This is a genomic window from uncultured Pseudoteredinibacter sp., from assembly GCF_947502065.1.
GTDB lineage: Bacteria > Pseudomonadota > Gammaproteobacteria > Pseudomonadales > Cellvibrionaceae > Pseudoteredinibacter.
The window spans coordinates 85,429-99,030 of record NZ_CANMYE010000002.1 but is presented as its reverse complement, the minus strand read 5'-3'; the positions used below and the strand labels follow the sequence as shown (position 1 = coordinate 99,030).

General features: G+C 47.7%; 11 protein-coding genes and 1 other RNA gene. All 12 read left to right on the top strand.

Going from position 1 to position 13,602, the window contains the following annotated elements; translation table 11 throughout:
- The first annotated feature begins 279 nt into the window (after window positions 1–279).
- Window positions 280–630, top strand: an RNA gene (rnpB, locus tag Q1A41_RS07155) — RNase P RNA component class A.
- A 325-nt stretch (window positions 631–955) separates the two neighbouring features.
- A complete protein-coding gene (gene mraZ / locus Q1A41_RS07150; RefSeq protein ID WP_299976396.1) occupies window positions 956–1,399 on the top strand; it encodes a division/cell wall cluster transcriptional repressor MraZ in 444 nt (147 codons plus the stop codon).
- An 11-nt stretch (window positions 1,400–1,410) separates the two neighbouring features.
- A complete protein-coding gene (gene rsmH, locus Q1A41_RS07145; RefSeq protein ID WP_299976393.1) occupies window positions 1,411–2,340 on the top strand; it encodes a 16S rRNA (cytosine(1402)-N(4))-methyltransferase RsmH in 930 nt (309 codons plus the stop codon).
- A gap of 16 nt (window positions 2,341–2,356) precedes the next feature.
- A complete protein-coding gene (ftsL, locus tag Q1A41_RS07140; RefSeq protein WP_299976392.1) occupies window positions 2,357–2,644 on the top strand; it encodes a cell division protein FtsL in 288 nt (95 codons plus the stop codon).
- Window positions 2,645–2,668: 24 nt separating this feature from the next.
- The gene (locus tag Q1A41_RS07135; protein ID WP_299976390.1) at window positions 2,669–4,438 is read left to right on the top strand and encodes a penicillin-binding protein 2; all 1,770 of its coding nucleotides are present in this window, start codon (window positions 2,669–2,671) and stop codon (window positions 4,436–4,438) included.
- Complete coding sequence (locus Q1A41_RS07130) at window positions 4,435–5,967, top strand: UDP-N-acetylmuramoyl-L-alanyl-D-glutamate--2,6-diaminopimelate ligase (protein ID WP_299976388.1); 1,533 nt, start codon at window positions 4,435–4,437, stop codon at window positions 5,965–5,967. Before Q1A41_RS07135 ends, Q1A41_RS07130 begins: the two co-directional genes overlap by 4 nt.
- Complete coding sequence (gene murF / locus Q1A41_RS07125; protein ID WP_299976385.1) at window positions 5,967–7,346, top strand: UDP-N-acetylmuramoyl-tripeptide--D-alanyl-D-alanine ligase; 1,380 nt, start codon at window positions 5,967–5,969, stop codon at window positions 7,344–7,346. The genes Q1A41_RS07130 and murF overlap by 1 nt, the downstream gene beginning before the upstream one ends.
- Window positions 7,340–8,422, top strand: coding sequence for a phospho-N-acetylmuramoyl-pentapeptide-transferase (gene mraY, locus Q1A41_RS07120; protein ID WP_299976382.1), 1,083 nt, complete (start codon window positions 7,340–7,342; stop codon window positions 8,420–8,422). The genes murF and mraY overlap by 7 nt, the downstream gene beginning before the upstream one ends.
- Before the next feature lie 40 nt (window positions 8,423–8,462).
- A complete protein-coding gene (gene murD, locus Q1A41_RS07115) occupies window positions 8,463–9,824 on the top strand; it encodes a UDP-N-acetylmuramoyl-L-alanine--D-glutamate ligase (protein ID WP_299976379.1) in 1,362 nt (453 codons plus the stop codon).
- The gene (gene ftsW, locus Q1A41_RS07110) at window positions 9,817–11,073 is read left to right on the top strand and encodes a putative lipid II flippase FtsW (RefSeq protein ID WP_299976377.1); all 1,257 of its coding nucleotides are present in this window, start codon (window positions 9,817–9,819) and stop codon (window positions 11,071–11,073) included. Before murD ends, ftsW begins: the two co-directional genes overlap by 8 nt.
- Window positions 11,070–12,176: an undecaprenyldiphospho-muramoylpentapeptide beta-N-acetylglucosaminyltransferase gene (gene murG, locus Q1A41_RS07105; RefSeq protein WP_299976374.1), complete on the top strand. Its 1,107-nt coding sequence runs from the start codon at window positions 11,070–11,072 to the stop codon at window positions 12,174–12,176. The genes ftsW and murG overlap by 4 nt, the downstream gene beginning before the upstream one ends.
- Window positions 12,169–13,593 (top strand): UDP-N-acetylmuramate--L-alanine ligase, encoded by a 1,425-nt coding sequence (gene murC, locus Q1A41_RS07100; RefSeq protein ID WP_299976371.1) that lies wholly within the window; start codon window positions 12,169–12,171, stop codon window positions 13,591–13,593. The genes murG and murC overlap by 8 nt, the downstream gene beginning before the upstream one ends.
- Window positions 13,594–13,602 lie beyond the last annotated feature (9 nt).

Here is a 13,602-nt window from a genome sequence, read left to right as displayed (position 1 = left end):
TATTTATAGTAGTTTTTACAGTGTTGTGCCTAAGTTTTTGTTTTTGTTGTTATATGTCGATCGTTCACGACTTTTAGGCATCGCGAACCATATACTATTTAGGCTGAATAGCCAACAGGGTTGGCCAATTTGTCCAGCAATGACACTGATTTAGAATCTTTTTGTCAATTGCATAAACGAACTCTATTATTGTGTGGGCTTTCTAGCTTGTAAACGATAAAAATGTAAAGATCATAAAGCTTGCAAGTGGCGTATTGAATCGCTATTGTTGCCCCTGTCAAAGGTGGCTGGGCAGTCGCTCTTCTTACATAAGGAGGGAGGAAAGTCCGGGCTCCAAAGGGTAGAGTGCCAGGTAACGCCTGGGGGGCGAAAGCCTACGGAAAGTGCAGCAGAAAGGAAACCGCCTAAGCCGTTCGCGGCCGGTAAGGTTGAAAAGGTGCGGTAAGAGCGCACCGCGCAGCTGGTAACAGTCTGTGGCGATGGTAAACCCCACTCGGAGCAAGACCAAATAGGAATCCTATAGGCGTGACCCGCGCTGGATTCGGGTAGGTCGCTTGAGGTGTTTGGTGACAAGCATCCCAGATGAATGACTGTTCACGACAGAACCCGGCTTATAGGCCGCCTTTGACTTATTTTCCCTTCGCCGTTCTTGGCATTATTTTGGAATTCATCGAACTCTTTCCTAAAACTTAAAGTATTACTTTAAGTTTGCGCCTTAGTGTGTTGTTTTTTCTTGTTTTTTGATGTTTCTAGTCTCGGAGAAATGGCCAGTTCTTAACAAGTTTCTCGAAGATCGCTGCAATATCCCTGATTTTAAACGCTTTTTACCTTGACTTTGCCTAGTTCAGATTTATAGTGTAGCTATGTGGAAAAAAGTGGAGATTTGTGTTTTTTCTAGATTCCAGGTGGAGTTTGGTGGAGCAAATGTCCCAAAACGAGCAAATGGTAGCACTCAGTGTATCAAGGTGGTCACGCAATCAATATGGACGCGAAAGGGCGTCTGGCGATTCCAACAAGTCTTCGCGACTCGTTGGTAGAGGCCTGTGCGGGACGATTAGTGATCACCGCAAATACTGAAGAGCGTTGTTTGTTGGTTTATCCAGAGCCTCAGTGGCTGCAAATTCTTCCTCAGATCGAAAATCTTCCCAGCTTTAACAAGGTATCTGCTCGCGCTAAGCGTTTGCTGATCGGTTATGCCACAGCTGTGGAAATGGATCCTGCTAATGGCCGCATCTCTATTCCGGGGCCATTACGTAAATATGCAAATTTAGAGAAAGAGTTAATGTTGGTGGGGCAGGGGAAAAAATTTGAATTGTGGAGTGAGGCCAGTTGGTCGGCTCTATTGGATGAGGCGGTTGATGATGAGATTCCGCCTGAAATGCAAACGCTTTCGCTGTAGGTGTTGAGCTAATGAGTAATTCGCCACATTACAGTGTTCTGCTAGATGAAGCGGTCAACCATCTATTGATTGATAAAGATGGCTTTTATATCGACGGTACTTTTGGTCGCGGTGGCCATAGCGCCTTGGTGCTCAATTCCTTAGGGCAGGATGGTCATTTGATGGCTATTGATAAAGATCCTGATGCGATTGCGGTGGCACATGAAAAGTTTGCAGCAGAAAAACGATTTGAAATTGCGCATGGTTCGTTTGCGCAAATGCAAGAATTTGTCGCGGAGCGCGGCAAGACAGGGTTGGTTGACGGCATATTGTTAGATTTGGGGGTGTCGTCACCACAGCTGGATGAAGCCGAACGGGGGTTTAGCTTCATGCAGGATGGTCCACTGGATATGCGCATGAACAGTAGTGCGGGTATGACAGCGGCCGATTGGGTGAATTCTGCTGAGGAGACAGAAATTGCCCGAGTGTTAAAGGAGTACGGAGAAGAGCGCTTCGCTAAGCGAATCGCCCGCGCCATTGTAGAGTCCAGACAAGCCAAGACCATTACTCGGACTCTGCAATTGGCGCGTATTGTTGCTGATGCAAATCCAGCCTGGGAAAAGGGTAAGAACCCGGCTACTCGAGCGTTTCAAGGTATACGTATTCATATCAATAATGAATTGGCGGACCTTGAAGCGGTGCTGGACCAGAGTTTGAGCATTCTCAAGCCAGGTGGGCGCTTGGTGGTTATTAGCTTCCACTCCTTAGAAGACCGCTTAGTTAAACGTTTTATTCGGCGTCAGGAAAAAGGGCAGGAGTTGCCACCTGGTTTGCCGGTTACTGAAGATCAATTAGATAAAACAATGCGCAGTGTTGGCAAAGCTATGAAAGCCGATGCTAGTGAGCTGGCAGAAAATATTCGCTCACGCAGTGCTGTAATGCGCGTGGCAGAAAAGCTTTAAAGGCAGGGAATTTGAGGTGGCAGAATCGGGGGAGTTTCAGTGGCGTTGGCCGTTGATCATGGCATTGCTGTGGTTGCTGGTGATGCTATCTGCTATCGCGGTCGTCGATAGTACCCATAAAAGCCGCATTAAATTGAATCAGCTTGAGCTTGCTAAGCGTATGACTAATGGTTATCAGGTCGCTTGGGGGCAATATCTTCTCGAGCAAAGCACTTTAGCCAGTTATAGCCGAGTTGAAACAACAGCTAAAAAACAATTGAAAATGAAAGCGCCGGCCGCCAATGAGCTGGTCATTATTAAATAACAAAACAGCACGATTGAGATAGCGGTGAATAAAAAAGTCACAACATCAAAGCGCAAGCAGGCGCCCGCCAAGGGTAAGGGCCTGGCTATAGCGATGTTGGCAAAGTGGCGTTTTCATTTTACCGTTGCTGTTATTGCGCTATTGCTGCTTGCCTTGATGTGGCATTTAGCGTTCCTGCAGGTGGTTCCGGGGAATGAGCGCGGCTATGAGTTTTTGCAAGGCCAGGGTAATGCGCGGACTATTCGTCATGAAACCATTAATGCTTATCGTGGCTTAATTACCGATCGCAATGGTGAACCTTTGGCGGTGAGCTCGCCGGTAACTTCGGTGTGGGCAAACCCCAAGCTTTTCAAAAACGATGATGGTCAATTGCGCGCGGTGGCCAAAGCTTTAGGCTTGAAGCAGTCAGAGTTGGCTGCAAAATTTGATCGTTTTGCCAATAAAGAATTTATGTATCTAAAGCGTCACTTGCCGCCACATAAAGCTGAGGCTGTTATGGCCTTGGATGTTGATGGGGTTTACGCAACGACTGAGTATCAACGTTTTTATCCTGCGGCAGAAGTGGCTTCTCATTTGGTTGGCTTTGTCGATGTGGAAGGTAAAGGCCAGGAAGGTTTGGAGTTGGCCTATGATCATTGGCTCAAGGGTGAGGCGGGCGCCAAGCGTGTTATTAAGGATTTAAAAGGTCGCGTCATTAAAGATGCGGGTTTGATTCGAGCTGCCCAGTCTGGGAAAGACGTACGTTTAAGTATTGATTTGCGTTTGCAATATATGGCGCATCGCGAATTGAAAACAGCCCTAAAAGCTTACAAGGCTAAATCGGGCTCTGTGGTTATTTTGGATGTCGCGAGCTCTGAAGTTTTGGCTATGGTCAATCAGCCATCGTACAACCCCAATAATCGTAGCAAGATTAAGGCTAAGCAGTTACGTAATAGAGCGCTGACCGATCAATATGAGCCAGGCTCGACCATGAAGCCTTTAACCATTCTGGCGGCATTAGAAACAGGTAAGTTTTCAAAAGATACGGTGATCGATACCAATCCAGGTTATGTTCGTGTGCCAGGAAAAACCTTTGTCGATCCAGTAAATTACGGCGAAATAAACCTAGAGCGAATCCTCACAAAATCCAGTCAGGTTGGAATTGTTAAGCTGGCCTTGCAAATGGAGCCTGAAACCATACGGGATATATATCAGCGCTTCGGCTTGGGGGCGGTCACGGGAACAGGTTTTCCTGGTGAGCGCACGGGAACTTTACCAAATCGACCTAAATGGCATGTTACCGAGCATGCCAATTTTTCTTTTGGTTATGGCATGAGCTTAACCGCCGCGCAGCTAGCCCAAGCTTACAATGTTATCGCCAATGACGGGACTTTCCGTCCTGTGTCGATTTTACATCATCAAGAAGGTGTCGAAAGTCATCAGGTTGCCGATCCCGCTTTGGTAAAGCAGGTACGTAAAATGTTGAGCACAGTGCCAGAAAAAGAAGGTACTGGTAAGCTCGCTCAAATTACGGATTATCCCGTCGCCGGAAAAACTGGAACCGTTCACAAGCTAGGTTCAAAGGGTTATGCCGAAAATCGCTATATGTCTTTGTTTGCTGGTATGGCTCCTGCGGATGCGCCGGAAGTTGTAGCTGTGGTCATGATTAATGAGCCGGGTACTCAGGCTTACTCGGGCGGTAAAGTGGCAGCCCCTGTTTTCTCTCGGGTTGCGGAATCTGCGCTGCGTTTATTGCGTGTGCCTCCAAGAATAAGCGATAGCTCGCAAGTCGCTATGGTTGGGGGTGTGCAATGAGTACTTCCAATTACTGCAGTTTGCAGCATTTGTTGTCGGGCTTAGATATTGATGCAGCTGAATACAAAGATCTGCATTTATCTGGCTTGCAGCAGGACAGTCGAAAAGTAAAGCAAGGTGATTGTTTTATCGCTGTGACGGGTTTGGAAACCGATGGTCGTCGCTTTATCGATAAGGCCATTAAAGCTGGAGCAGCCGCTGTATTGCAAGAAGCGGACGGCGAGGATCATGGCGCAATTTCTAGTCGCCAGGGTGTGCCTGTTGTTTCGATAAAAGCTTTGCTCCACAAAATGAGTCGGATTGCGGCGAACTTTTATGCCGAACCCAGCACAGCTTTATCGGTTGTTGGTTTTACGGGAACTAATGGTAAGACCAGTTGTACTCAGCTTTTTGCACAGTTGCAGGCATTGTTGGGTCAGCGTGCCGCGATGCTAGGGACTATGGGTTATGGCGAAGTTGACCGCAAGGCAAAAATGACTTTGCAAGACACGGGTATGACCACCCCTGATGCTATTCGAGCCCAAGCGATTTTGGCAGAGCTGCGTGAAGCAGGGATGCAGTCAGTCGCTATGGAGGTCTCATCACACAGTTTGATGCAGGGGCGTGTTGCCGCTGTAGATTTTGATATTGCGGTGTTTACCAATCTCAGTCGTGATCACCTAGATTATCACGGCAGTATGGCAGCATACGCTAAGGCCAAAGCAAAGCTGTTTACTTTCAAAGGCTTGTCAGCCGCGGTATTAAACCTTGATGATGAGTACGGTGAAATTTTTGCGCATGTTTTAAAGGCTTCTGGTCTAAAAACCCTAACTTATAGCTGTACCAATCAATTTGCCGACATTTATTGTGAGTCAGCTGAATATCACTCCGAAGGCATGACATTAAGGCTCGTTAGCCCTTGGGGTAGAGCTGAATTACAAACTCAGTTGCTGGGCGGCTTTAATGTGAGCAATCTATTGGCGGTGATGGCTGCTGCAATTGCTAAGGGTTATAGCTGGGAAAGTTTGTGTGAGTTATTGCCTGAGTTATGTGCTGTTAAAGGTCGTTTAGAAACTTTTAGTCATGCCGGCATTACTGTGGTTGTAGATTATGCCCACACCCCAGATGCTCTTGAAAAAGCCTTGTTAGGGGTTCGCCAGCATTGCAGTGGGCGACTGCAGTGTGTATTTGGTTGCGGTGGTGATCGAGATAGAGGCAAGCGCCCACAAATGGGAGCTATCGCTGCTCGTTTGGCTGACAGAATTTGGGTGACCAGTGATAACCCGCGCAATGAAGATCCTCAGCGAATTCTTGATGATATTCAGGCGGGCATCGATGCCTCAGCAATCGAGTCGCAAATGGTTGTTGACCGAAAGTCTGCCATCGAACAGGCCATCGCTGGTGCCGTTGATGGTGATTGTATCCTTATTGCAGGTAAGGGGCATGAAGATTATCAAATCGTTAAGGGCGAAAAGCTATGGTTTGATGACCGGGTCATTGCCGAAAAATTTCTGCAAGAAAAACAGATTCAGCAGGGAGGAGTGCAGTAATGTTTCCTCTTAGCTTACAAAAGATAGCGGCTGCTTTGGCCTTGGATATTGATAGTGAAATTTCAATTGAAGGCTTGAGCACGGATAGCCGTAAGGTGTCCGCCGGAGATATCTTCGTTGCCCTTAAGGGTGAGAATTTCGATGGTCATCAATTTTTGGTAAAAGCTCAGGCGCAAGGCGCCACTGCAGCCATAGTTGAGGAGCAGCAGGCTACGATTGAGATTCCACAGCTAGTGGTTCCAGATTGCTATGCTGCCCTGGCGTCAATTGCGCAAATGTTTCGTCAGTCTTTTCGTGGTCCGGTAGTTGGTATTACTGGCAGCAGCGGAAAGACCACTGTCAAACAAATGTTGGCTAGCATCTTTTCATTGCTAGGGCCGACTTTGGCAACCAAGGGTAATCTGAATAACCATATCGGTGTGCCTTTAACGCTATTTGATTTGCAGGCTGACACTGAGTATGCAGTGATTGAAATGGGTGCCAGTGGCCCTGGTGAAATTGCTTATCTCAGCTCAATTGCTAAGCCCACTGTTGTGATGGTGAACAATGTTATGGCAGCGCATCTTGAGGGCTTTGGTAGCCTGGATGGTGTGGCGATGGCCAAGGGTGAAATCTACCAAGGCTTGTCTGAATCTGCAAAAGCAATTATTAATGAGGATTGTGAGTACGCCGATCGCTGGGCCGGTGGCTTAGCGGAATCACAGATCGTTCGTTACAGTACTGATTCTGTGCAGGCCGATATCTACGCGAGCAATATCGAATTGTTAGCCGATGCTTGTTACGCCTTTGATTTAACAACGCCCATTGCAACACAAAGAGTTCAGCTGGCAATGCCGGGTCGTCACAATGTAGCCAATGCTTTGGCGGCGGCAAGCTGTGCTTATGCTTGTTCTGTGTCGTTGGAAACTATCGTGCAAGGTTTGTCCTCGGCGAAAAATGCTGCAGGCAGGATGCAGCGTTTTGAACATGTCTCAGGCGCCCAAATTATTGATGATAGCTATAACGCTAATCCAGGATCAGTTCAGGCAGCAATCGATATGCTAGCCGATCAGGAAGGTAAAACGATTTTGGTTTTGGGTGATATGGGCGAGTTGGGGCCTGAAGAGAAAAAACTTCATAAAAAAATTGGTCAATATGCACAGGATAAGGCCATCAGCGCTTTGTTCTGTGTAGGTGATTTATCAAAGCATGCTGCCAGCAAGTGCAGTGCCGGAAAGCACTTTCAAGATAAGCGCAGTTTGATCGAAGAATTGAAATCAGAATTGTCGGGCTCCTGCACAGTGCTTGTTAAAGGTTCGCGTAGTGCGGCAATGGAAGAGGTAGTTCAGGCTTTAATGTCTGATGCCGAAAGCAAAAAATCCCCGGGGGTGTCATGTTAGTTTGGTTGGCTGAGTACCTGCAGCAATATGTGAGCGGTTTCGCTGTTATTCAGTATCTAACGATGCGGGCAATTTTGGGGGTAATGACAGCCCTGGGGTTATCTCTGTGGTTAGGCCCCTGGATGATTCGACGTTTAAACAGTCTGCAAATTGGGCAGGCTGTACGGGATGATGGTCCGGAATCTCACTTAAGCAAAAGTGGCACTCCCACAATGGGTGGCACTTTAATTTTGGCCAGCATCTTTATTTCAGCGCTGCTTTGGTCGGATTTGAGTAATCGCTATGTATGGGTTGTTTTGGCTGTAACGGCTATTTTTGGCGCCGTTGGTTGGGTCGATGACTATCGTAAGGTCGTGGAGAATAATTCTCGTGGCTTGCCTGCTCGCTGGAAATATTTCTGGCAGTCGATTGGTGGCTTGGGGGCTGCGTACTTTTTGTATAGCACTGCGATCAGCCCTGTTGAAACACAATTAATTTTTCCGTTTTTCAAAAACGCTGTGTTAGATCTAGGCATTTTCTACATAGTGCTGACCTACTTTGTGGTAGTCGGCTCTAGTAACGCGGTTAACTTAACAGATGGCCTTGATGGCTTGGCCATTATGCCAACGGTTATGGTGGGTGGCGCGCTGGGGGTTATCGCCTATTTGGCCGGTAATGCGAATTTCGCCGAGTATCTGAATATACCTTATGTCGAGGGTGCTGGTGAGCTGGTAATTTTTTGTGCCGCATTAGGGGGTGCCGGCTTGGGCTTCTTATGGTTTAACACTTATCCAGCGCAAGTATTTATGGGTGATGTTGGCGCTCTAGCACTTGGTGCGGCGCTGGGCATAATCGCGGTTATCGTAAGGCATGAGATCGTCTTCTTCATTATGGGAGGCGTATTTGTGATGGAAACTGTCTCCGTAATTTTGCAAGTGGGTTCCTACAAATTGACAGGGCGACGGATCTTCAGAATGGCGCCACTGCATCACCACTTTGAATTAAAGGGCTGGCCAGAGCCAAGAGTAATCGTACGTTTTTGGATTATTACGGTAATGCTGGTGATGTTTGGTCTGGCGACATTAAAGCTGCGCTAGATTTAGAACAGCAGAAAACAAAACTTGAACAGAGAATAGTATGTTAATAGGTAGCGACAAAATGATAGCGATTGTGGGTCTAGGACTCACTGGGCTGTCCTATGCGCGTTATCTAGAGGCCAAAGGCATTGCTTTTGTGGTTATGGATACCCGTAAGCAGCCGCCTATGTTGAATCAGCTTGAAGAAGAATTTGCAGATAGCGCTTATTTACGCGCTGTGCATCTTGGCGGCCTGCACCAGGAAAGCTTGATGGCTGCCAATGAGATTTTGCTTAGTCCTGGTTTTCCAATGGCTGATTCAGCTCTGCAAGCTGCTATTAATGCGGGCATAAAAGTTCATGGCGATATGTCTCTGTTTGCAGAGCAGTGTGAAGGCGACATTGTTGCCATTACTGGCTCGAACGCAAAGAGTACGGTGACGGCTTGGCTAGCCCATATGGCTGAAAAAGCGGCCATTGATTATGCCGTTGGTGGCAATATCGGTACGGCAGTGCTATCTCTGCTGGAGCAGCCTAAAAAGTCTTTATACATTTTAGAGCTTTCCAGTTTTCAGTTAGAGGCGACGCCTCAGCTCAATGCAAAAGTTGCCACTATTCTCAATGTTAGCGCTGATCATCAAGATCGCTATGAGGGAATGGCGGCTTATCATCAGGCCAAGCAAAAAGTGTATCGCGGTGCCCAGAATATTGTTTTTAATCGCCATGATCCGCTGACACAAGCACTCATGGCTCAAGGCGTTTCGGCTATTAGCTTTGGTCTTAATGAGCCTGATTTGGGCCAGTATGGTGTCCGCCTACGTGATGGCGTGGAGTATTTGGCTAAGGGTTTGGATCTGCTCTTGCCGGCGGCAAGTTTATCGTTACCCGGGCAGCATAATGTACAAAATGCATTGGCCGCTTTGGCTTTGGGTGAAGCCGCAGGCTTGCCATTAGGTGCTATGTTGGCCGCACTGCAAGATTTTTCGGGTTTGCCCCATCGTTGTGAGTTTGTTGCAACTGTAGCTGGCGTCGACTTTATTAATGATTCGAAAGGCACTAACACTGGCGCCAGTATTGCGGCATTGGAAGGCTTGGGGCCCAAGCAAAAATTAGTATTGATCGCAGGTGGCGTTGGTAAAGGGGCTAATTTTGATGAGTTACGCCCAGCTGTAGAAAAATACTGCCGTGCCCTGGTATGCATTGGCGAAGATGCCGCAAAGATTGCCGCTTCTTTGGATAGCTCTGTTGCAGACATCAGTTTTGCCGATGATATGTCCTCTGCGGTAAAAGAAGCCTTTCGTTTAGCTCAGGTGGGGGATGCGATACTGCTATCGCCAGCCTGTGCCAGCTTCGATATGTTTGCCAGCTTTGAGGCGCGAGGCCAGGCATTTAAAGATGCCGTGCAGGAGGTGAGCCATGACTGAGTTGGCCGCCGTTAAACTTCCTGCCAAGTGCAAGCCAAAGGCGAGCAAGCAAGCAGCAAGTGCTTATGCTAGCCCGGTAATGGCCAGCGTCGATTGGCCATTGCTAACTTTATTGTGGGCGATTATTTCTTGCGGAATTATTTTGGTGGCTTCCTCATCGGTGAGTATTGCCGATAGTTTGTTTGGGGATAGTCTGCATTTTGCTAAACGCCATACGGTTTATATTGTGCTGGGTATGATCGGGGCCTGTTTTATCGCGGCTTTACCGAGTCAATTATGGCGTCGATATGGCCCGCTATTTTTGTTGCTAGCGTTAATTTTGCTGACCTTGGTTTTGGTGCCTGGTTTGGGTAAACGAGTCAATGGTTCACAGCGTTGGTTTAATCTAGGTTTTATCACTGTGCAAGCTTCAGAGGTGGTGAAGTTTTGCGTGATTGTGTTTTTTGCGAGTTATTTAAGCCGACGCCAGGAAGATTTGCTAAATGGTTGGAAAGGTTTTGGTATTTCCATCGCTAGTGTTGTATTGATTGCGGCTTTATTAATTCTTGAGCCTGATTTCGGTAGTACGGTAGTTATTACCGTAACCGCTATGTCGATGTTATTTCTGGCTGGAGTTCGCTTACACCAGTTCTTATTGTTGGTGCTGTTGGGAGCTGGCGGCCTTGCTGTATTGGCGACCGCTACACCTTATCGATTACAGCGCCTGGTGAGTTATTTAGATCCTTGGGCTGATCAGTACGGCGGTGGCTATCAGCTAACTCAATCGCTGATCGCTTTTGGTCGTGGCGAATGGTTTGGCTCTGGCTTAGGAAACAGCATCCAAAAGCTGTTTTATTTACCTGAGGCTCACACCGATTTTATTTTTGCGATATTGGCTGAAGAATTCGGCCTCTTAGGTGTGTTGCTAATGCTGGGCTTATTTGTTGCCTTTATTGCGCGTATTTTAGGAATTTCTCGCCGAGCTATGGCTGCGGACGATAAATTTGCTGCCTTAGCGTGCTTTGGTGTGGCAGCGATGTTTTCTACTCAAGTGCTTATTAATGTTGGTGTGGCATCTGGTTTCTTGCCAACCAAAGGTTTGACATTGCCATTTGTTAGCTGGGGTGGCAGTAGCTTAATTGCAAACTTTGCGCTTATTGGTTTTATCCTGCGTTTGGATTGGGAATTACGCCGAAACGCATTACTGAAACCTAAAGTTAAACGTATGCCCCGCAAAAAGACAAAAGCTGTAGAGGAGTTGGCCGCATGACAGCGCAAGCCGCCAGCTTAGCTGGGCACAGTTATTTATTAATGGCCGGAGGCACCGGCGGCCATGTCATTCCCGCGCTTACTGTAGCCAAGGAATTACAACAGCGCGGTGCAGAGATTCAATGGTTGGGTACACGCAAAGGTATCGAAGCAAAACTGGTACCTGCAGCAGGTATCGAGCTGCACTATTTAGATGTCGAAGGTGTACGTGGCAAAGGTATTGCGAGCTTATTAAAAGCACCTTTCCTTATTAATAAGGCCATAGCCCAGGCGGCAAAAGTTATTAGGCGCGTGCAGCCCAATGCTGTTTTGGGAATGGGAGGCTTTGCTTCCGGTCCAGGTGGTATTGCGGCCCGTTTGGCTGGCGTGCCCTTGGTTATTCATGAGCAAAACGCTGTTGCGGGTACAACCAATTGCTTGCTGGCAAAGCTAGCAGCAACGAGAAAATTACAGGCTTTTCCTGGCGCATTAAAAGGGGCTGAGCAAACCGGCAACCCTATTCGCGAAGAGGTAAGCGAGTTGTGGAATGATGACAAGCGCATAGAAGCCCGACTTGCCAGCGGCGCGAGCCCTCGTTTATTGGTTCTTGGTGGCAGTTTAGGTGCAATGGCGATCAACGAAATGATGCCAGCGGCTCTTAAGCTGCTGAGCGCAGAGCAGCGACCACAAGTGTGGCATCAATGTGGTGAGCGTCATTTAACCTCGTGCCGAGAATCGTATCAGTTGGCGAATGTAGATGCGCGGGTAGATGCCTTTATAGAAGATATGGCGGCGGCTTATAGCTGGGCAGATTTTATTGTTTGTCGTGCGGGGGCTTTGACAGTTTCGGAAATTGCGGCGGTTGGTGTAGCAGCGGTATTTGTTCCATTCCCCCATGCAATTGATGATCATCAGACAAAAAATGCTCAGTGGTTGCTAGACGCTGGTGCGGCCAAAGTGATCCAGCAAAGTGAGTTGGACGCTGATAAATTGGCGAGTTTATTAGAAGAATTATTATCAGACCCAGAAGTATTAGTAGAAATGGCAGCAAAAGGTCGTGCTCTTGCAAGCCCGAATGCTACCGAGAGGGTGGCTGATGTATGTGTGGAGGCCGGTCATGGCTGACTATGTAATTGATATACCGGAAATGCGCCGTATTCGTCGTATACATTTTATCGGTATAGGCGGTGCGGGCATGAGCGGCATTGCTGAGGTGTTGTTAAATCAGAATTATGAAATTTCTGGCTCCGATATTCGTGAGTCTGGTAATACTGTGCGCTTGCAGGCTATGGGTGCTCAGATTTTCATCGGACATAAAGCAGAGAATATTGATGGCGTAGATGTGGTGGTGAACTCCACCGCGATTGATGAGCAAAACCCTGAAATCATTTCGGCTCGTGCGAATCGTATTCCGATTGTTCGACGTGCTGAAATGTTGGCCGAGCTGATGCGCTATCGTCATGGCATTGCCGTTGCGGGTACCCACGGTAAGACAACCACTACCAGTTTGATCTCCTCTGTTTTGGCAGCGGGCGATAAAGATCCAACTTTTGTTATTGGTGGTTTGTTAAATAGCGCGGGCAGTAACGCCAAGTTGGGTGCAAGTCGATACCTTGTTGCTGAAGCTGATGAAAGTGATGCTTCGTTTTTACATTTGCAGCCTATGGTTTCGGTTATTACCAATATCGAAGCGGACCATATGGATACCTATGAAGGTGATTTTGCCAAGCTCAAACACACTTTTGTAGAGTTTTTACACAATCTGCCTTTTTATGGTTTGGCTGTAGTGTGCGGCGACGATCCCGTAATTAATGAAATTTTGCCTGAAATTTCACGCCCAGTGTTGTCCTATGGTTTATCAGAGCACAATGATTTCTATGCTTACAATGTAGAGCAAGAAGGGATGCGCAGTACTTTTAAAGTGCGTCGCCCGGGAATCGAAGAAGATTTGTCCGTTAGTGTGTCCATGCCAGGCCTGCACAATGTATTGAATGCAACAGCGGCGATTGCTGTTGCTACTGATGAAGGCGTTGATGATAAGGCCATTCAAAATGGGCTTGCTCAATTTGAAGGTGTCGGCCGACGTTTTCAGGTTTATGGCGATATCGAAGTGGGCAGCGGAACAGCGATGTTGGTTGATGACTATGGTCATCACCCAACCGAAGTGGCAGCCACTATTAAGGCAGTGCGTGAAGGCTGGCCGGAACGTAGATTGCTGATGGTTTATCAGCCGCATCGCTATTCGCGTACTCGTGATTTGTACGAAGATTTTGTTGAAGTATTGTCGGCGGTTGATGCTTTGGTGTTGTTAGAAGTCTATAGCGCAGGCGAAGCCGTTGTGCCGGGCGCTGATGGTCGTAGTCTGTGTCGCAGTATTCGAACTCGCGGTGCAGTAGACCCTGTATTTGCGGCAGAGCCTGAGCAAGTGCCAGAGCTACTGGCCAATTTGGTTCGCCCTGGCGATATTGTGATTACCCAAGGCGCCGGTAATGTCGGGGCCTTGGCGACGACTTTGGCGAATAGCAAATTTGGTCGTCAGTAAAGTGTATTG